The sequence below is a fragment of the Pseudomonas leptonychotis genome (genome assembly GCF_004920405.1).
Classification (GTDB): domain Bacteria; phylum Pseudomonadota; class Gammaproteobacteria; order Pseudomonadales; family Pseudomonadaceae; genus Aquipseudomonas; species Aquipseudomonas leptonychotis.
Window position 1 is genome coordinate 1 of record NZ_RFLV01000003.1, and the last position, 18629, is coordinate 18629.

Below are 18629 nucleotides of genomic sequence, written 5' to 3' on the forward strand. Positions count from 1 at the left end.
TCGACCGAAGCACCAACAGGATCAAACCACCACCCTGCCAGCCCGGCGCATTCTACGCAGCTTTCGCTGCTTTGCAACCCCTCTTTTAAATCTAACTTCTTGTTTTACAAGGAGTTTAAGGAGCCGCATACGCCTGAAGAGGTGCGAATTATAGGGATTAACTATAGAAGGTCAATCCTTTATTACAGTTCTCCTTCAGGAGCAGCCAATTCACGCGCACAAGCCCAAACCGCGTCGCCTGCAGAAACGACAAAGCCGTTGAAGCTGACGCTTCAACGGCTTTGTCGAGCCCACTAGGCTCTTGTTACGCGCTTTTCACACGGCGCAGACGCAGCAGGTATTGGATAGGCCCAGAGGCGGCGTAAGCCAGAAAGATGATCAACAGAATGCGTGGCGGATCACTGAACACCACCGCAAACAGCAGCACTACCACAAGGATCGCCACAAAAGGCACACGCCCTTTTAGGTCTAAATCCTTAAAGCTGTTGTACTTGATATTGCTGACCATCAACATGCCCGCAGCCGCCACCAGGATTGCCACAGCAAAGGCCATATTCGAGCCCTTGATACCGAAATCACTGAACGCCCACACGGTGCCCGCCACTACACCGGCCGCCGCAGGGCTGGCCAGACCGATGAAGTAGCGCTTATCAGTACTGCCAATCTGCGTATTGAAGCGCGCTAAGCGCAGCGCAGCTCCCGCCACATAGATAAAGGCCACCATCCAGCCGACCTTACCCATGCTACCCAGCGCCCACTCAAAGGCGAGCAGTGCCGGCGCCACACCAAAGGCGACCATATCGGACAACGAGTCGTACTCAGCACCAAAGGCGCTCTGGGTATTGGTCAGGCGCGCCACGCGACCATCCAACCCATCCAACACCATGGCCACGAATACCGCCGCCGCCGCCACATAGAAGTTGCCGTTCATGGCATTGATGATGGCGTAGAAGCCGGCAAATAAATTAGCCGTGGTAAACAGGTTGGGCAGTAAGTAAATACCGCGATGACGGACCTTACGCCCCTCAGCGTCATGCCCCTCTTCTATATGCTCATCGATTGGCAGCAGACTTTCTGCTTCGCCGGAAGATTGGGGCTCATCTGGACGTTCGTTCATGAACAACACCTTGCAACGGACTTGGAAAATTTCGACAGGCGCCGACCATCAGGGTTCACGCAGCGCCCATGCAATACCCAGGCTTTATACCAGAAGCCTTAGCGCACCATGAAAAAACGCGGCCATGGCCGCGTTTTTTTATCACATCAACAGTGCTTAGTTCTTAGCTTTGTCGACGATCTTGTTGGCACCAATCCACGGCATCATAGAGCGCAGTTGCTCGCCGATGATTTCGATACCGTGAGCAGCGTTGTTACGGCGCTTAGCAGTCATCGAAGGGTAACCAGTTGCACCTTCACTGATGAACATCTTAGCGTATTCACCGTCCTGGATACGTTTCAGAGCATTACGCATAGCCTGACGGGATTCAGCGTTGATGACTTCTGGGCCGGTCACGTACTCGCCGTATTCGGCGTTGTTGGAGATCGAGTAGTTCATGTTGGCGATACCGCCTTCGTACATGAGGTCAACGATCAGCTTGAGTTCGTGCAAGCACTCGAAGTAAGCCATTTCAGGCGCATAGCCCGCTTCAACCAGGGTTTCGAAGCCGGCTTTAACCAGCTCAACGGTACCGCCACACAGTACGGCTTGCTCGCCGAACAGATCGGTTTCAGTTTCGTCTTTGAAGGTGGTTTCAATGATACCGGTACGGCCACCGCCAACGCCCGAAGCGTAGGACAGGGCAACGTTTTTGGCGTTGCCAGAAGCATCTTGGTAGATAGCGATCAGATCAGGAATACCGCCGCCCTTGACGAACTCGGTACGCACGGTGTGACCTGGAGCCTTCGGCGCGATCATGATCACGTCGAGGTCAGAGCGCGGTACAACCTGGTTGTAGTGAATCGCGAAGCCGTGGGAGAAGGCCAGGGTTGCGCCCTTCTTGATGTTCGGCTCGATTTCGTTTTTGTACAGCTGGGACTGGAACTCATCCGGAGTCAGGATCATGACCAAATCAGCGCCGGCAACAGCCGTGGCCACATCAGCCACTTTCAGACCGTGGGCTTCTGCTTTGGCAACAGTGGCCGAGCCTTTACGCAGGCCTACAGTCACGTCAACGCCGGAGTCTTTCAGGTTGCACGCTTGAGCGTGGCCCTGGGAACCGTAACCGATGATGGCAACTTTCTTACCCTGGATGATCGAAAGGTCACAGTCTTTGTCGTAATAAACTTTCATGTTCTTGACTCTTCTAAACGAAATGGATGGGTGCAAGCACCGCGACGAGCACACCTTAAGTGATCGGCCTCATTGCGTAAAATGATATATTTGCAACACAACATGCCGATATTAGAAATGATAATGGACAACCACTCTCTTCGACTTTTTCTTTCTTTGGCCGATAACCTGCACTTCGGCAAGACCAGCCGCGAGCAGCACGTCAGTCCTTCCGCACTCAGCCGCAGCATAAAACAACTTGAGGACGAACTCGGCGCACCGTTGTTTTTACGCGATAACCGCTCGGTTCGATTGACCCGCGAGGGCATCCAGTTTCGCGAATATGCAAAAGAGGTAATAAGCGGCTGGCAAGCCATTCGCCAGGCCTTCAAACAGGATCAATTGGTTCTGCATGGGGAGCTTTCGCTGTATTGCTCGGTAACGGCCAGCTACAGCTTTCTCTACGACATCCTGAGCAACTTTCGTCAGGACTACCCGCGCATTGAGATGAAGCTGCATACAGGTGACGCCGCTAAAGCCGTTGAGCGCATACAAGAAGGACTGGAAGACCTTGCCATCGGCGCCCGCCCCGATAGCCTGCCGCCCGGCATCGAGTTCCAGCCGATTGCCCGTTCCGAGCTGCGTTTTATTGGCCCACTGTCATCCCAGCTATTAACTGATGAGCAGCTGAAACACCCTAGCGCAGCCAATTGGCAGGATGTGCCGATGATTCTCTCGGAAGAAGGCCTCGCGCGCACACGCACCGATCGCTGGCTAAAAAGCCACAACATCAAACCGCGTATTTACGCACAAGTCAGCGGTAACGAAGCCATCGTCAGCATGGTCAGCCTCGGTTTTGGCATTGGCGTAGTCCCGCAAATCGTACTCGACAACAGCCCACTGACTGCCCGCATCCGCACCTACGACATCCAACCACCGCTAACTGCTTACGATATCGGCCTGTTCGCGCTGGAGAAACGCCTTAAGGATCCGCTGATCAACGCCTTCTGGAATCGCCAACGCTAAACGCTGGAAGCGAGGCATTTCCCCAAAACGCAAAAAGCCCTCAGGAGGTATTCTCCCGAGGGCTTTTCGTTTTATCAGTGCAACGCTATCAGATGCTAAGCACCTTATCGCCGCGAGCAATGCCGGTTACACCACTGCGCACAGTTTCCAGAATCGAAGCGGTGCCGACAGCCTGAATAAAGCTGTCCAGCTTGTCGCTCGTACCAGCTAACTGGATGGTGTAGACGCTGCTCGTAACATCCACGATCTGCCCACGAAAGATATCGGTGGTGCGCTTGACCTCGGCGCGTTGAGCGCCAGTAGCCTTGACCTTCACCAACATCAATTCACGCTCGACGTGAGCGCTTTCCGACAGGTCGACCAGTTTGACCACTTCAACCAGTTTGTTGAGGTTTTTAGTGATCTGTTCGATGACATCGTCGTGCCCAACTGTAGTCAACGTCAGACGCGACAATGTCGGGTCTTCGGTCGGCGCGACAGTAAGGCTTTCGATGTTGTAGTTGCGCTGCGAGAACAGACCCACCACACGAGACAACGCGCCAGGCTCGTTTTCCAGCAACAGGGAAATAATGTGTCGCATGATTAGGTACGCTCCGTCTTGCTCAGCCACATATCTCGCATTGCACCGTCTTTGATCTGCATCGGGTAGACGTGCTCACTGGTATCAACCTGGATATCGAGGAACACCAGGCGATCTTTCATCGCGAAGGCCTCCTCCATCATCGGCTTCAGGTCTTTCAGATCAGTGATGCGCATGCCAACGTGGCCATAGGCCTCAGCCAACTTGACGAAGTCTGGCAACGACTCCATGTAAGAGTGCGAGTGACGACTGCTGTACATCATGTCCTGCCACTGGCGCACCATACCCAGCACGCCGTTGTTCAGGTTGACGATTTTCACCGGCAAACCGTATTGCAGGCAGGTGGACAACTCCTGGATGTTCATCTGGATGCTGCCTTCACCGGTCACGCAGGCGACCTCGTCATCCGGGAAGCTCAACTTAACGCCCATCGCCGCTGGGAAACCAAAGCCCATGGTGCCCAGGCCGCCGGAGTTGATCCAACGGTTTGGCTTGTTGAAGCGGTAGTACTGCGCCGCGAACATCTGATGCTGACCTACGTCGGAGGTGACGAATGCGTCGCCGCCGGTGACTTCGGACAGGGTTTCGATCACGGTTTGCGGCTTGATGATGATGCCGTCGCCCTTGTCGTAAGGGAACATGATACGACCGCCGCGCCACTCTTCGATCTGTTTCCACCAGCTCGACAGTGCTTCTTTATTCAGCTGCTCACCGATCTCTTTAAGGATCGCGACCATCTCGGTCATGACGCTATCAACGGGGCCGACAATTGGAATGTCGGCCTTGATGGTTTTGGAAATGGACGCTGGGTCGATATCGACATGAATGATCTTGGCGTTCGGGCAGAACTTGCTCGCGCCGTTGATCACACGGTCATCGAAACGCGCGCCAACCGCTAAGATCACATCAGCGTGGTGCATGGCCAGGTTAGCGGTGTAGCTGCCGTGCATACCGAGCATGCCGAGAAACTGGCGATCGGTACCCGGATAGCCACCCAAGCCCATCAGAGTATTAGTCACGGGCAGATTGAGCATCTGTGCGAGCTCAGTCAGCGGCGCTGCAGCACCGCCCATGATCACACCGCCACCGGAGTAGATGATTGGGCGCTTGGCTGTCAGCAGCAATTCGGCTGCCTTGCGGATCTGCCCCGAATGCCCGCGCAATGCTGGGCTGTAGGAGCGCAGCTTGACCTTCTTCGGATAGACGTACTCGAACTTCTCGGCCGGATTGGTCATGTCCTTAGGAATATCTACGACCACCGGGCCGGGACGACCGGACTGCGCCAGGTAGAAGGCTTTTTTCAAGACCTCCGGAATTTCCGCAGCGTTTTTGATCATGAAGCTGTGCTTCACGATAGGCCGCGAGATACCAATCATGTCGGTTTCCTGGAAGGCATCAGTACCGACCATGTTGCTGGGCACCTGGCCAGACAACACCACCATTGGAATCGAATCCATATAGGCAGTGGCGATACCGGTAATGGCATTGGTCGCACCAGGGCCAGAAGTTACCAGCACCACACCGGCTTTACCGGTGGCACGGGCATAACCGTCAGCCATGTGAGTTGCCGCTTGCTCGTGACGAACCAGGATGTGATTCACTTCCGGCTCTTTGAACAGGGCATCGTAGATATGCAGCAGAGCACCACCAGGGTACCCATAGATGTTCTTAACGCCTTCGTCACGCAAAAAGCGGACGACCATTTCAGCGCCGGATAAAAGCTCCACGTTGTTCACCTCTAAAACGCCAGAAAACCGCCCACCAATATGGACGGCCTAAGATAGGTTTACTGCCAGCAGAGCATGAGCGACGGTGGTCGCCGACTACGTCAGCTACAACTGAGCAAGTATTGGGAACGCTCCTTGGTGTTGCGGAACTTTCCCACCCAGCGCGAGGTAACGCGTTGCGGGTGTAACAGGTCGGCGCGGGTGTGCGCCTCATGTCTGCTGAGCTAAAGCCTGCTTGCGGCGGACTCCACTACAGCGAACGTGGAATTGTTGGGATTCGTCGAGGCCAAGTCAAGTAATCCGTGAGCGAATCTGCAATCTTCTGCTGTGACGCAGCGCAGGATGACGATTCCAACATTTTGGTTATAGTAGTCAGCAGGTACCGCAGCTCAACATAAGGAAACAGCATGCGCCGCATGATTATCACCAGCAGCTTGCTGCTCGCCATGAGCGCAACCGCCATGGCCAGCCAGGTTTACAAGTGGGTTGACGAAAAAGGCGTGACGCACTTCAGCGCCCAGCCGCCGCAAGGCCAGCAAGCCACCAGCGTCAACACCGCCACACCTCAGCCCAAGCCTGCACCTGCTGAAGCATCCAAGGCAGCGCCGACTTTCGAGAGCATTGCTGATCCCGAGCAGGCGGCCATTGATGAGAAGGTCAAGCAGGAGGTTGTCGCTAAGGAAGCCGAGCGCAAGAAGTACTGCGCAGACGTACGCACTAACCTCGCGCAACTGGAAAACAACCCTCGCGTTCGCGTAGAAGTTGACGGCGAAATACGTCGATTGAGCGAAGAAGAGCGGCAAGCGCGCATTACTGAAGCGCAGAAGTCGATTAGCGACAACTGCAAGTAAGCCGATTGGTGCGACTCAGGTCGCACCCACAATCAGCTGATCGAATTCACCCAAAAGCTTGATCAGCTGACCTGCTTTTTTTAGCTGTCCACCATAGACCTGTTCAGCCATCGGCTGAATCCCCGAGACACTGGGCAGCACCGCGCCCGCCTCCAACAACTGCTTCATCCGCGGCAAAAACATCCACTGCAGCCATTGCTCGAACGCCAACGTATCGACACAAAACGGCTGCTCACTGGACAACGCATCGAGGCTGGGGGCTTGCGCCTGCCACCAACCCTGCACGCGCAGTTCACGCTCGATCAGCAACAACTGCTCGGCCAGTGCAGACACGCGCGCATCCATCAGAGATTAACTCGCGCCTGCTCGCGAGCTTGCGCTGCGCCTGCAGCATCGCCCTGACGCTCGCGCGCTTGAGCTATCAGATTCCACAAACTGGCCTGCAGAGCCGGGCGACCACTGGAGTAGCTCAGGCCACGGCGCGCGAACTGCTCAGCCTGCGCGGCATCGCCTTGGGCTAAACGTACTTCAGCAAGCTTATAGAGCACCTGCGGTTCGCGCGGCGCAATGCGCTGGGCGCGCTCCAGACTCGACGCAGCACCATTGAGGTCACCACCACCCTGCTGCTGCTGCGCAGTGGTCAGCAACGCCAGCACAGGGCCGTCCAACTGCTCATCCATGGACAAGCCGCCGCTAGGAATACCACTCGGCGCAGGGGCCGAATAACCGCCTTGAGGCGCTGCAGAAGGCGTACTGCTCCAGGGCTGGCTACTGCCGCTGGTATCCAGCGGTGCATTACCTGCCGGGAATGATTGAATCGGCGCGGAGCTACCACCTGGCACCATCACCACCACACCAGAATCTTCTGGCAGCGCTTGAGGTTGAGCGGACGGAGCACTATAGCCCCCCGGGGTACCAGACTGTGCGCCTGCAACCGCAGTACCGCCCTCAACTACAGGAATCGAGCCGCGCGGCACACTGCTACAACCAGCCAGTACCAGCGAAACCGTTACAGCTGGAATCAACCACTTATTCACGTCACACCCTCTTCACTTAATCCAACCAGCCGCGTACCCAATCCATCACTTCATTGACCGGCGCCTGAATACCACAGGCCGGCCCGGCGACGGGTTGGCTGCCGCGAATATACGGCATCTGCACTGCATTCGGACAACTCGGGTCAGTACCCTGCCCACTGCTGGCATCCACCCAGGCCTGCACCACGTTATCCGGCACTGGCATATCCAGCGGCAGCGGGTCAGCCTTGCGCATAAAGTCAGTCCACACCTGCAGCGCACCGGTCGCACCGGTTAGCGGCGTCGGGCCGTTGTCATCACGCCCCAGCCACACCACCGCCAAAACATCCTGACTAAAACCGGCAAACCAGCTGTCACGTGAGTCGTTACTGGTACCGGTTTTGCCCGCCAACGCCAATGAGCGCGGCAACTGGCTGTACACCGAACGCCCGGTACCTTCAGACATCGTGCGTTGCATGGCGTTCTGCAGCAGGTAGATGGCGCCGCTGTCAAAGCGCTGCTGAATTTGATACGGGTAACGCTTGAGCGGCTCGCCTTCGGCCGTCAACACGTTGCGAATACCGCGCAATGGCGTATTAAAGCCGCCATTGGCCAGGGTCTGGTACATGTTCGCCACACTCATCGGGCTCAACCCACCAGCCCCTAGCAACATCGACGGATACGCCGGCCAGTTTTGCTCGACACCCAAACGATTCATGGTCTTGAGCACTTCAGGCACGCCTATTTCCAATCCTAACTTGGCGGTCGACAGGTTGTAGGAGTTGACCAAGCCTTGGTATAGATAAATCGTGCCATGGGCCTTGCGGTCATAGTTCTGCGGGCTCCAGACCTGGCCATCCTGGCCTTTGATCGAGAACGACTGATCTTCGAGCAGGCTGGTCAAGGTGTACTGGCTCGGACGCTCCAGTGCCGTCAGATAGATCGCAGGCTTGATCAACGAACCAATCGGCCGCACCGCATCCAGCGCCCGATTGAAACCGGCAAAGCGCGGCTGACGGCTACCAATCATGGCCTGCACCTCACCGCTTTCAGGGCTAGTGACCACCATCCCCGCCTCAACCTGATCGACCCCCTTGCGCCCCGACAGCCGCTTCAGGGTGTCAGCCAAGGCACTCTCGGCTTTGAGCTGCATAATCGGATCGAAACTGGTGAAGATGCGCAAACCTTCCTCGGTCAGGTCCTGCTCCTGGTAGTCCTCGCGCAGCTGGCGCTTGACCAGATCGAGGAAGGCCGGGAATGAGCTATCCGCCAAAGTCCCTCGACGGGTAATGCCGAGCGATTTCTGCTTCGCTGCTTCTACCTCTTCGACACTGGCCACACCCTGCGCGGCCAGTACATCAAGCACCAGATTGCGCCGCTCCAGCGCGCGCTCGGGGTTGCGCCGCGGATTGTAGTACGTCGGTCCTTTGACCATACCCACCAGCAGCGCCACCTGATCAAGCTTCAATTCAGACAGTGGCTGGCTGAAGAAGTACTGGCTGGCCAGGCCAAAGCCGTGCACTGCACGCTGACCATCCTGACCGAGGAACACTTCATTGAGGTACGCCTCAAGAATGTCTTTCTTCTCGTAATGCAGCTCCAGCAACACCGCCATCATCGCTTCTGTGGCTTTACGAACCAGAGTGCGCTCATTGGTCAGGTAGAAGTTCTTCACCAGCTGCTGGGTCAGGGTGCTGCCGCCCTGGCGCAATTGACCCGCGGTGGCGTTGATCCATACCGCGCGAGCAATGCCCTTGGGCGACACGCCGAAGTGATTGAAGAACTCACGGTCTTCAATCGCCACTAAGGTTTCCACCAGATAGGGTGGTACCTGCTCCAGCTTGATCAGCACCCGGTCTTCTTGATGCGCCGGGTACAAACCGCCGATCAGCAGCGGCTCAAGCCGCGCCACCGCCAGATTGCCGCCGCCAGCCTGAGTCAGGCCCGCAACATAGTCACCGGAGAAACGCACACGCACGCGCTGCGATGGCTCAACACTTTCATAGAACTGAAAACCGCGCGAATGCAGCTCGATATTGTTGCCCGCCACTGAAACGCCGCCAGGTCCGGCCACCGCGCTTTCGCGGCGATAGCCCAGAGCATCCAGCTCCTTGAGGAAGTCATCCTTGGCCAGCTTCTGCCCAACGAATAGCTCCAACGGCCTGGCATAGACCTTGGCGGGCACAGTCCAGCGCTTGCCGGAGAATTTCTCCTGCACCACTGCATCGAGGTAAACCGCAAACACGGCGAGCACCACCAGGCCAACCAGGCTGAGCTTGATAGCCCAGCCCAACCAGGGGCGCATACCGCCAGAGCGGCGTTTAGAACGGGGTCGGGAAGATCGGGTACGAGTCATGGCGCGGCATTATACGCACTTTGCCCACTTGCCAGCAGGTCGTAGCAGCGGTTTGCAGACGGCCGTTGAGCGGCCATAATGGCCGCCTCTTTTTCAGCACAACGCCAAGGATCGCCCGTGAGCCAAGCTCTGATCGCCGCACTGCAGAACCCGGCCCTCTACCCTCACCCCGTGGAGCAGTTCCAGGTCATCGAAACCCATATCTCCTGGGTGGTGCTTACCGGCCCCTTTGCCTACAAAATCAAGAAACCAGTGAACTTTGGCTTCCTTGATTTCACTGAGTTGAGCGCCCGTGAGCATTTCTGCAAGGAAGAGCTGCGCCTCAACCAACGTCTGACCCAAGGCTTGTACCTGGAGGTTGTGCCGATAGGCGGCAGCGTCGACGCCCCAGAGCTTGGCGGCAATGGTCCAGCTATCGAATATGCACTGAAAATGCGCCAATTCCCGCAAAGCCAACTGCTCAGTGATGTGCAGGCGCGTGGCGAACTGAGCGAAGCGCATATCGACGCCCTGGCCAAACAAATTGCCGATTTCCATGCATCGACCCCAGCGGTAGCCTCTAACCATGCGTTGTGTGCGCCGCAGGCAATCGTCGCGCCGATGCGGCAGAATTTCGAACAAATCCGTCCCATGCTCAGTGACACAGGTGACCTGCAACAGCTCGAAGCCTTAGAAGCCTGGACCGAAGCCAGCTACGCACGTCTTGAACCGCTGCTGGCCAAACGCGCCACCAATGGTTCGATCCGCGAATGCCACGGCGACATCCACCTGGGTAACGCTACCCTGCTGGACGATCAAGTGGTGCTGTTCGATTGCATTGAGTTCAACGAACCGTTCCGCCTGATCGACATCGCTTCGGACGCCGCCTTCCTCGCCATGGACTTGGAAGACCGCGGTTTAAAGGCCCACGCCTGGCGCTTCGTTAATGCCTGGCTGGAACATACCGGCGACTACGCAGCCCTCGAGCTGCTGAACTTCTACAAGGCTTACCGTGCACTGGTACGCGCCAAAGTCGCGCTGTTCAGCCTGGCCCATCAAACCGATGCCGTGCAAAAAGCCGTGACCCTGCGCCAATACCGCAACTACGCCAACCTGGCGGAAAGCTACAGCGCCATCCCATCCAGCTTTCTGGCCATTACCCACGGTGTTTCAGCGGTGGGTAAAAGCCATGTCGCCATGCGCCTGGTCGAAGCCCTCGGCGCCATTCGTCTGCGCTCGGATGTGGAGCGCAAGCGTTTGTTCGGCGAGCAGAAGGATGCCGACCTCGGCAAGCTCAGCGCCGGCATATACAACCAGGATGCCAGCACCGCTACTTACCAGCGCCTGCATCAATTGGCCGACGCCGCACTGCATGCTGGCTTTCCGGTAGTGATCGACGCCACTTACCTCAAGCAGGCGCAGCGCGAAGCCGCCAGTCAGATTGCCGAAGCATGCGGTGCGCCCTTCCTGATCCTGGAATGCAGCGCCCCTGACGAGGTGATCGCCAGTTGGCTAGAACGTCGCAAGGCTGCCGGTAACGACCCATCCGACGCCAATATGGATGTCGTACGCGCCCAACAGGCCAGCCGTGAAGCGCTGAGTGACGATGAACTACTGCACAGCAAGCGCGTAGACACCCACGAAAGCGCCAGCCTGGACAGCCTGATTACGCGCATTCGCCAGGGCATTGCGGGCCTGTAAGGCGATACGGGGAATTGATTGGCGGCGCGAGCAGAGCGCGCCGCTGCTTCTATACTGGCGATGAGACCCTATGGAGAGACCTCATGAGCCAGCCCCGACAACTGGATAACCCGCTGTATAGCCTGATCCGCAACGAGCAAATTTCCGCCTTCAATGCGCAAAAGCCCAAAGACACAGTCGTCGACCTGAGCGACGGTGATTTTCGCGGCATTGACCTGCGCGCCCTGGATGCCCAAGGCATCAACTTCACCAATGCCTATTTCCGCGGCACCGATCTGCGCGGCCTCGACCTGCGTAATGCCCAGCTTGAAGGTGCCAGCCTGGCGCACGCCCAGATTTCCGGGGCCTACTTCCCGGTCGAGCTGACGGCTGACGAGATTCTTATGTCGGTGAATTTCGGCACACGCCTACGCTACAACACCCGCTGAGCAGGACTGACACCAGCCTGCTGCTTGGCATACGGGAAACAGCCACGCTTTGCCTGCTGGCCGCTACACTTTCTAGCAGGCACGCCAAACTGACTCCATCCGCACGACTGCCCAGCAGCGCAAGGAGGCTTGATGAACGATGAACTGCAACACCTGAAAAATCTCGGTAAAACCTCGGCCCAGTGGTTACACGCGGTTGGCATTCACAGCGCCAACGACCTGCGCAGACTGGGTGCGGTCAGCGCATACCGAGCTGTGCGCGCACGGGGTTTCAGGGCGTCCAAGGTGCTGCTCTATGCAATTGAAGGCGCGTTACTGGATGTACACTGGAACGAGCTGCCACCTGGGCATAAGGCCGAACTCAATGGCCAACTCGATGAAAGTTCACACCACAACAAGAGCTAGCTCACAACCTCTCAGCCTTTTGATTTACCTGAGACACGCTGGCAACTATTGTTTTAGGGACGTTCGTGCGGTTTAGTATGCCCAGCCAGTTCAAGGAAATTTGCTCATGTATTTACTCGGGGAGCAACCGGCTTACGCCGATCAGCTGATCAACCGACTCCAAAGCATCCCCACTCAATTGCTCGAGGGGCTTGCGCCTGCTGGATCACCGCTACAGCTTGAGCGTGCGGACGATCTGGCCAAGATGCTGCCGGGTAATCAATTATTCATCATTGAAAATGGCCTGCTGCATGCTGTGGTCGATGAACGTCCGCTGTTTTATCTGCAGGAAGGTGATCTGGTCGGCCTGCGTCAGGGTTTAGACATGCCCAGCTGCCGCTACAGCAGCGAAGAGCAGCTGAGCCTGATTCCTTACTCGCGCAGCGATGTGTTCAAGCACATCTACGCCAGCGAGCATCGCCAAGAACTGTTTATCCAGTACCTGATTGGTCACACCGCCCTACTGTCTGATGCACTGGTCCGTCTGAAGCAGCCTGAAATTCGTCCGTCCACTGGCTTCCAGCATTTTGCTGCAGGCGAAGAGCTGATCCATCAGGGCGACGTGGCTGACAACGTCTTCATCATTATCGAAGGCCATGCCGAAGCCTATGTCGACGGGCACAAGGTCGGGGATGTACAGAAAGATGAAATCTTTGGCGCCATGGCGGTGTTCACCCGCGAGAAACGCAGCGCCACTGTACTGGCAATCGAACCCTGCACGGTGATGGTGATTCCAAAGGAGCAATTTCTCAGCCTGATGCAAAGCAACCCACGGATTGCTCACAGCCTGATCGAAAGCATGGCTAAACGTATTGATCTGCTGAACAAGGAAGTCACCCAGCTGCGTCTGCCTGCCGACGTATCCTGACCCACCTGGCAGCCTCAAGAACCCGACTTCGAGTCGGGTTTTTGCTTTTAGGCGATAGCGACATTGCGCCAGAAGGAAAAAGTTTACGCTTACGTGTTGACTTGAAAATGAGAATTGTTATTATTATCACAACTGGTCGCGAGATCAGCCGATAAGCTTAAGAGACCTTCAGTCGGCCTCTTCAGATTATCTCCTCATCAGGCTAATCACGGTTATTGACCCGGCTCTTGCCGGGTCTTTTTTTGCCTGTCGAAAAGTACGTTCAGCAACCTCTAGAAATCGACCTGCGCCAACCACTCCGGCAGATTGAAGTGCTGGCTTACCCGGACGATCTTGTCGCCCTGAATCTCGAAGAAACTGGCTGCCGTCAATTGATAGGTCTGGCCACAGGCGTCCGGCAAGCCGTCGTCGGTGCTCAAGTATTCACCGCTCAAGGTAAACTCGCAGGCGGCGCGCTGCCCGCTTGGCTCGGTGAGAATTTGCAGGTTATCGATGCTTTCGCGGTAGCAGCGCTGACTGCGCTCCAGGTAATCGGCAAAAGCTTGTACGCCCTGCTCGCGCGGGCCCTGGTTAATGTCCAGCAGCACATCGGCACTAAGCAGAGCCAGGCAGGCACGGCTGTCGCGTTCGTTGAGGGCGTTGAAGTAACGGGTAATTAGGGCGTGAGCAGCGGCTGGCATCGTCAGTCTCCGGTGAAAACCGCAGACTACCTGCTCAGCCGCAGGCAAATCGGGCTAGGGTCGCAATTTGGCGCAGTGGTCCTGCTCTGGTTGCGCCGGGGTGTACCAAACGAAATCGGCAGCCTCGGCGGCAACCTGGCTGCCGGCCTCCGCCAGAATCAACACATGCACACCCTTGGCAGCACCTAAATCCTGCAAATGCAGCGGTACGCCCAGCTCGCGGCGTACATGGAATGCGCCGGCAAACAACAGGCTCGGCTCAGGTGCCGCTAGCAGCGCTTCAGCCATGCGCCGGTCGCGTTGCTGCTGCACCGCAAGCATGGCGGGCAGCTGACTTTCCGGCAGCAGATTGCAATGCGACTGACGAATCTGTTTGAGCAACGCCTCACGCACCGGCGGCGCCGTGGATGCCTGGCCTTGCAGCGGCGGCACCTGAGCGTATATCTGCATGATTTCGCGCCGTTCAAGATTGGCCGCCAGCAGCGGGTAAGGCTGACGCAGCGCATGCTGCACCAGCGGCCCGTACAGCGACCAGGCCCAGCCCGGCTGCCAGGCCAGGGCATCGAGCATGTCTTGCGGTGCTTGCCCAGCAGCGATGGATGCGCGCACCTGATCAACCTTGACCTGCTGATCCGGCGTCAGCATCTCCAGTAACAGGCTGCCCTGCAGACGCTGCGTAGCTAGAGCTCGCAACAGCCACAGCTGCAACGCGTGGTGATCGGGATTGTCGTGCCGCTCGCCCACCAGCACCTTAGGTGCTGCGGCCAAGCGCGCCAGCAGTTGCTCAGGCGTTAGCAGCACGCCGGTGCGCAGCTCAACAATTTGTCCCAGCTCGGGATGTTGCAAACCCGCCGGGCTTTGCCAAGCGGGTAAAGCCGGTAACGAGGCCTGACAGGCGCTCAACAGCGCAGCAACCAGCAATAACACCATGCGCATAACGATGACCTTAGCGGGCAATGATTAATGGATGACCACGCTCTGGATGCTGCTGAATCAGCACCTCCAGCCCGAATACCGCCTGCAGCGGTTCGGCACGTAGCACCTGTTCGGGACGACCCAGCGCATGAGGGCGGCCGCGCTCCAACAGCAACAGGCGATCACAGTAGCGCGCGGCCAGATTCAGATCGTGAAGAATCACCAACACCGCCGCGCCCTGCTCAACGAAGGCGCGCGTGGCCTGCAACGTAGTGTGCTGATGCAGCGGATCGAGCATCGAAGTCGGCTCATCGAGCAGCAACATTTGCCCTTCACCGCCCGGCCAAAGCTGCGCCAGCACCCGCGCCAGGTGCACCCGTTGCCGCTCGCCGCCGGACAACGCCAGGTAACTGCGCCCAGCCAGATGCAACGCATCGGCCGCCTCCAGCGCCTGCTTGATGATCTGCTCATCGCGCAGCCGGCCGCTGGCATGGGGCAAACGGCCCATACCGACCACGTCTTCTACGCGAAAGGCGAAGTTCAGCGTCGAGGTTTGCGGTAACACTGCCAGACGTTGCGCACGCTCACTGCCGGGCCAGTCTTGCAGCCGCCGCTGATCGAGCCAGACGTCGCCATGGCTCGGTTGCAGTTCGCCACACAAGGCGCCAAGCAAGGTGCTCTTGCCGGCGCCATTCGGCCCCAGCACCCCGAGCACTTCGCCAGGATGCAATTCCAGATTGATATCCGCCAGCACCGTGCACGGGCCGCGTTGCACTGCCAGATTCTCTGCGCGCAGCATCAGGTACGCCCCCGCAGTAGCAGATAAAGGAAGAACGGCGCCCCAATCAGCGCCGTGACAATACCGATCGGCAATTCGGCAGGTGCCAGCACCAGCCGCGCCGCCAGGTCCGCCAGCAGCAACAAACTGGCACCCGCCAGGGCCGAGGCCGGCAACAGCACGCGATGATCCGGCCCCACTAGCAGGCGCACCAAGTGCGGCACCACCAAGCCGATAAAGCCGATCATCCCCGCCGCCGCCACGGCCGCGCCAACGCCAAGTGCGGTGCAAAACACCAGTTCAGCTTTGATTCGCTCCACAGCGAAGCCCAGATGGCGCGCCTCCGACTCCCCCAATAGCAAGGCATTCAACGCCTTGGCCCGGCGCGGCAGCCACAGTGCCACTGCCGCCGTCACCAACAGCAATGGCCACAACCGGCTGTAACTGGCGCCATTGAGGCTGCCCAGGTTCCAGAACGTCAGGGTGCGTAAAGTGGCGTCATCGGCCAGATAAGTGAACAACCCGATAGCCGCACCGGCCAGTGCGGTCAGCGCAATACCCGCCAGGAGCATGGTCGCCACATGGGTTTCGCCATCACGCCGGCCCAGGCGGTACACCAGCGCGGTCACCCCCAAGCCACCTAGAAAGGCAAACAACGACAACAGATAAGGCGCAAAAGCCTCGGGCAAACCACCCAACGCAACGCCACCCACAATCGCAATGGATGCTCCAAGAGCCGCACCACTGGAAACACCGATCAAGCCGGGATCGGCCAGCGGATTACGAAACAATCCTTGCATCGCCACCCCGCACAGCGCCAACACGGCACCGACCAACAGCCCCAGCAAGGTACGCGGCAGGCGGATCTGCCCAAGTATCAGTTCGGCCTGAGCCAGGTCGCTTCCCGGTTGCGCCAGACCGAGCAGGCGTAGCGCCGCCTTGAGGGTATCAAGCAGCGGCAGGCTGACCGGCCCCAGCGCCAGCGACAACCAGAGCGCGAGCGCCAACAGCAAGCCCAGCGCGATAAACAGTGAACGTGGTCGGATAACAGGATTCATGGCGTGGGCTTAGCTTCGGCGACCAGAGGTTGGCTGGCAGGATAAAAGGCTGCGGACAAGGCCGCCAGCCTATCTGGCAAACGCGGGCCCAGACCACCGACCAACAATGTTGGATCGAGCATCAGTAAACGCTGATTACGCGCTGCCCGCGTCGCCGCCAGCGCCGGGTTCTGTTGTAACAGGGCCTCGCGCGCAGCATCTCCCGCAAGACTGCGATCAGCAATGATCACCACCTCAGGGTCGAGTGCTAACAAGGCTTCAGTGGACAACGCTTTATACCCGTGATGACTGGCCAAATTGCGCCCACCCGCACGCTCAATCAGCCAGTCCGCCGACGTGTCTTTACCGCCCACCATCGGGCTGCCGCCGGCGTGCCCGAGCAATAACAGCACCCCTGGCATGGCTTGCTCGCGCTGCGCAGTCACTAACCAGTCGGTTTGTTGCTGCAGGCGTTGCTGGTACGCCGCAAAGGCCTGTTCGGCACGCTGCGGCTCACCCAGCAGCATGCCGATACGCCGCAAGCTGGCCCGCAGGCTGGGCAGATCCGCCTTGGCCGAAAGCATTTCTACTCGCACCCCCGCACCGCGCAGTTGCGCCAGCACGGACGGCGGGCCCATTTCCTCGCTACCTATCAACACATCAGGACGCAGGGTCAGCATGCCTTCGGCCGCCAACTGGCGCTGATAGCCAATGCTCGGCAACGCTCGCAGCGACTGTGGGTGCTGACTGGTGCTGTCCACGCCCACCAGCCGACGCTCGCCACCCAACGCCACCACCCATTCACTGAGCGAGCCACCGGAGCTAATCCAGCGTTGCGGCAACGGCTCAGCGGCAAGCGCCGAGCCACAGAACAAGACACTCGCACACAGAGCGAGTACAGCATTAAGGCGTTTCATGATTGGCCTCTAAAAGAATGCGACTGTCCTGAATACCCTGCTGTTGCAGCAGCGCCATCAGGTCAAGAAATGCCGACAGCGGCGCCTGACGATCCAACGCCAGGTCCAAAGCGGTAGTTTTGTCGGCGGCAAAGGCCGTGATCAGTGCAGCGCGCAGCGTGTCAAAATCGGTCTGCTGCGTGCCGTTAAAACGCCAAGCGCCTTCGGCCGAAAGCTGTACCTGGATGCGCTCGCCATTGCCGGCACTCGCTGTGGGCAAGGCCTCACGGCTCTGCGACAACTGCAAGGGCAGTTCCAGCAGCGGCGTTTGCGCGGTCAGCAAAAAGAACACCAGCACGATAAAAATCACATCGAGCAGCGGCGTCAGGTCGGGTAACAGGTTGCCCTGCGCCGCAGTGGTCGCCGGCAAGCGGATCACGACAGCACCCACTGCGCCGCCAATGGACTGCCGGTTAGTTCCAGCTCCAGACCGTCCAACGCCAACTGACAGCGATTGAGCAGCGCTTGCACACCTTCCAGATAGCGCTCAGCCCACAAGGCAAAGCCCTGACCCGCCGCCAGCGCCGGGATGGCGATCAGCAAGCCCCAGACTGTGGTGTACAGCGCCTGCCACAGGCCATCAGCGAGCAACGCCGGGGTTACCGGGCTGTTCTGCCCGGCAATATTGGCAAACATCTCGAGCATGCCCAGCACCGTGCCGAGCAAGCCGAGCATGGGCGCCAGCATGCCGATCAGCTGCAGCAAGCGCAGCTGGCGATTGAGGCGCTGACGCTCCTCCAGCAACCAGCAACCTAATAGCTCTTCACGCTGCACGGCCGGCAAGGCACTGTGCTTGAGCAACAACGCCAGGCCATAGCGCCAACCGCGCGCACGGCCTTTGCAATGCTCACGCTCACAGGTGCGGCAAGCGCTGACTGCCGCACGCCCAGCAGCAGTGCTCAGCGGCTGCAAACGCAAAAAAACACTGAGACGCTCAAGTATCAGCGCCAGCGCCAGCAGCGAACACAGCGCCAGCGGCCAGCCCAGCGGCCCCATCGCACTCCACCACTGGCTCATT

21 protein-coding genes are annotated in these 18629 nt (G+C 58.4%); 7 read left to right on the forward strand and 14 right to left on the reverse strand.

Translation table 11 applies throughout. The features are described 5' to 3' along the window. A partial coding sequence (locus tag D8779_RS20700) for a hypothetical protein (protein ID WP_205895825.1) occupies nt 1-297 on the forward strand: 297 nt, incomplete at its 5' end. A 7-nt stretch (nt 298-304) separates the two neighbouring features. Here D8779_RS20700 and pssA read toward each other — a convergent pair. Together pssA and ilvC are read right to left on the reverse strand one after the other, a co-directional pair. Beyond that, a complete protein-coding gene (pssA, locus tag D8779_RS14345) occupies nt 305-1117 on the reverse strand; it encodes a CDP-diacylglycerol--serine O-phosphatidyltransferase (RefSeq protein WP_136665178.1) in 813 nt (270 codons plus the stop codon). A 156-nt stretch (nt 1118-1273) separates the two neighbouring features. Then, entirely contained in the window at nt 1274-2290 is a 1017-nt protein-coding gene (gene ilvC, locus D8779_RS14350) for a ketol-acid reductoisomerase (RefSeq protein WP_136665179.1), read from the reverse strand. Between the two features lie 123 nt (nt 2291-2413). On the opposite strand from ilvC, the gene ilvY reads away from it, so the two are divergent. Beyond that, nucleotides 2414-3295: an HTH-type transcriptional activator IlvY gene (ilvY, locus tag D8779_RS14355; RefSeq protein WP_136665180.1), complete on the forward strand. Its 882-nt coding sequence runs from the start codon at nt 2414-2416 to the stop codon at nt 3293-3295. Nucleotides 3296-3383: 88 nt separating this feature from the next. On the opposite strand, the gene ilvN is transcribed toward ilvY, so the two are convergent. Next, nucleotides 3384-3875, reverse strand: a complete 492-nt coding sequence (gene ilvN / locus D8779_RS14360) for an acetolactate synthase small subunit (protein ID WP_136665181.1) — start codon at nt 3873-3875, stop codon at nt 3384-3386. Nucleotides 3876-3877: 2 nt separating this feature from the next. After that, the gene (locus D8779_RS14365) at nt 3878-5602 is read right to left on the reverse strand and encodes an acetolactate synthase 3 large subunit (RefSeq protein ID WP_136665182.1); all 1725 of its coding nucleotides are present in this window, start codon (nt 5600-5602) and stop codon (nt 3878-3880) included. Between the two features lie 407 nt (nt 5603-6009). Between D8779_RS14365 and D8779_RS14370 the strand changes: the two genes are divergently transcribed. Continuing rightward, nucleotides 6010-6453 carry a DUF4124 domain-containing protein gene (locus D8779_RS14370; protein WP_136665183.1) on the forward strand — a complete coding sequence of 148 codons (444 nt, stop codon included), beginning with the start codon at nt 6010-6012 and terminating at the stop codon, nt 6451-6453. A 15-nt stretch (nt 6454-6468) separates the two neighbouring features. Here D8779_RS14370 and D8779_RS14375 read toward each other — a convergent pair whose 3' ends face one another. The 3 genes from D8779_RS14375 to mrcB are packed head-to-tail and all read right to left on the reverse strand — an operon-like array spanning nt 6469 to nt 9825. Next, the gene (locus D8779_RS14375; RefSeq protein WP_136665184.1) at nt 6469-6798 is read right to left on the reverse strand and encodes a YqcC family protein; all 330 of its coding nucleotides are present in this window, start codon (nt 6796-6798) and stop codon (nt 6469-6471) included. Continuing rightward, nucleotides 6798-7490 carry a tetratricopeptide repeat protein gene (locus D8779_RS14380; protein ID WP_136665185.1) on the reverse strand — a complete coding sequence of 231 codons (693 nt, stop codon included), beginning with the start codon at nt 7488-7490 and terminating at the stop codon, nt 6798-6800. The genes D8779_RS14375 and D8779_RS14380 overlap by 1 nt, the downstream gene beginning before the upstream one ends. Nucleotides 7491-7506: 16 nt before the next feature. Further along, complete coding sequence (gene mrcB, locus D8779_RS14385; protein ID WP_136665186.1) at nt 7507-9825, reverse strand: penicillin-binding protein 1B; 2319 nt, start codon at nt 9823-9825, stop codon at nt 7507-7509. A gap of 117 nt (nt 9826-9942) precedes the next feature. On the opposite strand from mrcB, the gene D8779_RS14390 reads away from it, so the two are divergent. The 4 genes from D8779_RS14390 (at nt 9943) to D8779_RS14405 (ending at nt 13245) form a co-directional block, all read left to right on the forward strand. Beyond that, entirely contained in the window at nt 9943-11505 is a 1563-nt protein-coding gene (locus D8779_RS14390; protein ID WP_136665187.1) for a bifunctional aminoglycoside phosphotransferase/ATP-binding protein, read from the forward strand. Nucleotides 11506-11588: 83 nt separating this feature from the next. Further along, nucleotides 11589-11933, forward strand: a complete 345-nt coding sequence (locus D8779_RS14395; protein WP_136665188.1) for a pentapeptide repeat-containing protein — start codon at nt 11589-11591, stop codon at nt 11931-11933. Between the two features lie 132 nt (nt 11934-12065). Further along, nucleotides 12066-12338, forward strand: coding sequence for a TfoX/Sxy family protein (locus tag D8779_RS14400; RefSeq protein WP_136665189.1), 273 nt, complete (start codon nt 12066-12068; stop codon nt 12336-12338). Nucleotides 12339-12444: 106 nt separating this feature from the next. After that, entirely contained in the window at nt 12445-13245 is an 801-nt protein-coding gene (locus D8779_RS14405; RefSeq protein WP_136665190.1) for a Crp/Fnr family transcriptional regulator, read from the forward strand. Between the two features lie 272 nt (nt 13246-13517). Here D8779_RS14405 and D8779_RS14410 read toward each other — a convergent pair whose 3' ends face one another. From D8779_RS14410 to D8779_RS14440, 7 genes are read right to left on the reverse strand one after another with little or no spacing between them, the layout of a single operon-like run. Then, a complete protein-coding gene (locus tag D8779_RS14410) occupies nt 13518-13925 on the reverse strand; it encodes a nuclear transport factor 2 family protein (protein ID WP_136665191.1) in 408 nt (135 codons plus the stop codon). Between the two features lie 54 nt (nt 13926-13979). Continuing rightward, nucleotides 13980-14861 (reverse strand): ChaN family lipoprotein, encoded by an 882-nt coding sequence (locus D8779_RS14415; RefSeq protein WP_136665192.1) that lies wholly within the window; start codon nt 14859-14861, stop codon nt 13980-13982. A 10-nt stretch (nt 14862-14871) separates the two neighbouring features. After that, the gene (locus D8779_RS14420; protein WP_136665193.1) at nt 14872-15639 is read right to left on the reverse strand and encodes a heme ABC transporter ATP-binding protein; all 768 of its coding nucleotides are present in this window, start codon (nt 15637-15639) and stop codon (nt 14872-14874) included. Further along, nucleotides 15639-16676, reverse strand: a complete 1038-nt coding sequence (locus D8779_RS14425; protein ID WP_136665194.1) for a FecCD family ABC transporter permease — start codon at nt 16674-16676, stop codon at nt 15639-15641. The genes D8779_RS14420 and D8779_RS14425 overlap by 1 nt, the downstream gene beginning before the upstream one ends. Further along, on the reverse strand, nt 16673-17572 hold the full coding sequence (locus D8779_RS14430; protein WP_136665195.1) for a heme/hemin ABC transporter substrate-binding protein: 900 nt from the start codon (nt 17570-17572) through the stop codon (nt 16673-16675). Before D8779_RS14430 ends, D8779_RS14425 begins: the two co-directional genes overlap by 4 nt. Continuing rightward, on the reverse strand, nt 17559-18002 hold the full coding sequence (locus tag D8779_RS14435) for an ExbD/TolR family protein (protein ID WP_167492583.1): 444 nt from the start codon (nt 18000-18002) through the stop codon (nt 17559-17561). Before D8779_RS14435 ends, D8779_RS14430 begins: the two co-directional genes overlap by 14 nt. Next, a complete protein-coding gene (locus D8779_RS14440; protein ID WP_167492584.1) occupies nt 17987-18628 on the reverse strand; it encodes a MotA/TolQ/ExbB proton channel family protein in 642 nt (213 codons plus the stop codon). The genes D8779_RS14435 and D8779_RS14440 overlap by 16 nt, the downstream gene beginning before the upstream one ends. Between the last annotated feature and the right edge of the window lies 1 nt (nt 18629).

What these genes read in the sequence shown, in the direction of transcription:
- D8779_RS14410 (WP_136665191.1), bottom strand. Translation starts at nt 13,925, where the DNA reads ATGCCAGCCGCTGCTCACGCCCTAATTACCCGTTACTTCAACGCCCTC.
- D8779_RS14440 (WP_167492584.1), bottom strand. Translation starts at nt 18,628, where the DNA reads ATGAGCCAGTGGTGGAGTGCGATGGGGCCGCTGGGCTGGCCGCTGGCG.
- D8779_RS14430 (WP_136665195.1), bottom strand. Translation starts at nt 17,572, where the DNA reads ATGAAACGCCTTAATGCTGTACTCGCTCTGTGTGCGAGTGTCTTGTTC.
- ilvC (WP_136665179.1), bottom strand. Translation starts at nt 2,290, where the DNA reads ATGAAAGTTTATTACGACAAAGACTGTGACCTTTCGATCATCCAGGGT.
- ilvN (WP_136665181.1), bottom strand. Translation starts at nt 3,875, where the DNA reads ATGCGACACATTATTTCCCTGTTGCTGGAAAACGAGCCTGGCGCGTTG.
- D8779_RS14420 (WP_136665193.1), bottom strand. Translation starts at nt 15,639, where the DNA reads ATGCTGCGCGCAGAGAATCTGGCAGTGCAACGCGGCCCGTGCACGGTG.
- mrcB (WP_136665186.1), bottom strand. Translation starts at nt 9,825, where the DNA reads ATGACTCGTACCCGATCTTCCCGACCCCGTTCTAAACGCCGCTCTGGC.
- D8779_RS14375 (WP_136665184.1), bottom strand. Translation starts at nt 6,798, where the DNA reads ATGGATGCGCGCGTGTCTGCACTGGCCGAGCAGTTGTTGCTGATCGAG.
- D8779_RS14405 (WP_136665190.1), top strand. Translation starts at nt 12,445, where the DNA reads ATGTATTTACTCGGGGAGCAACCGGCTTACGCCGATCAGCTGATCAAC.
- D8779_RS14400 (WP_136665189.1), top strand. Translation starts at nt 12,066, where the DNA reads ATGAACGATGAACTGCAACACCTGAAAAATCTCGGTAAAACCTCGGCC.
- D8779_RS14425 (WP_136665194.1), bottom strand. Translation starts at nt 16,676, where the DNA reads ATGAATCCTGTTATCCGACCACGTTCACTGTTTATCGCGCTGGGCTTG.
- D8779_RS14415 (WP_136665192.1), bottom strand. Translation starts at nt 14,861, where the DNA reads ATGCGCATGGTGTTATTGCTGGTTGCTGCGCTGTTGAGCGCCTGTCAG.
- D8779_RS14395 (WP_136665188.1), top strand. Translation starts at nt 11,589, where the DNA reads ATGAGCCAGCCCCGACAACTGGATAACCCGCTGTATAGCCTGATCCGC.
- pssA (WP_136665178.1), bottom strand. Translation starts at nt 1,117, where the DNA reads ATGAACGAACGTCCAGATGAGCCCCAATCTTCCGGCGAAGCAGAAAGT.
- ilvY (WP_136665180.1), top strand. Translation starts at nt 2,414, where the DNA reads ATGGACAACCACTCTCTTCGACTTTTTCTTTCTTTGGCCGATAACCTG.
- D8779_RS14370 (WP_136665183.1), top strand. Translation starts at nt 6,010, where the DNA reads ATGCGCCGCATGATTATCACCAGCAGCTTGCTGCTCGCCATGAGCGCA.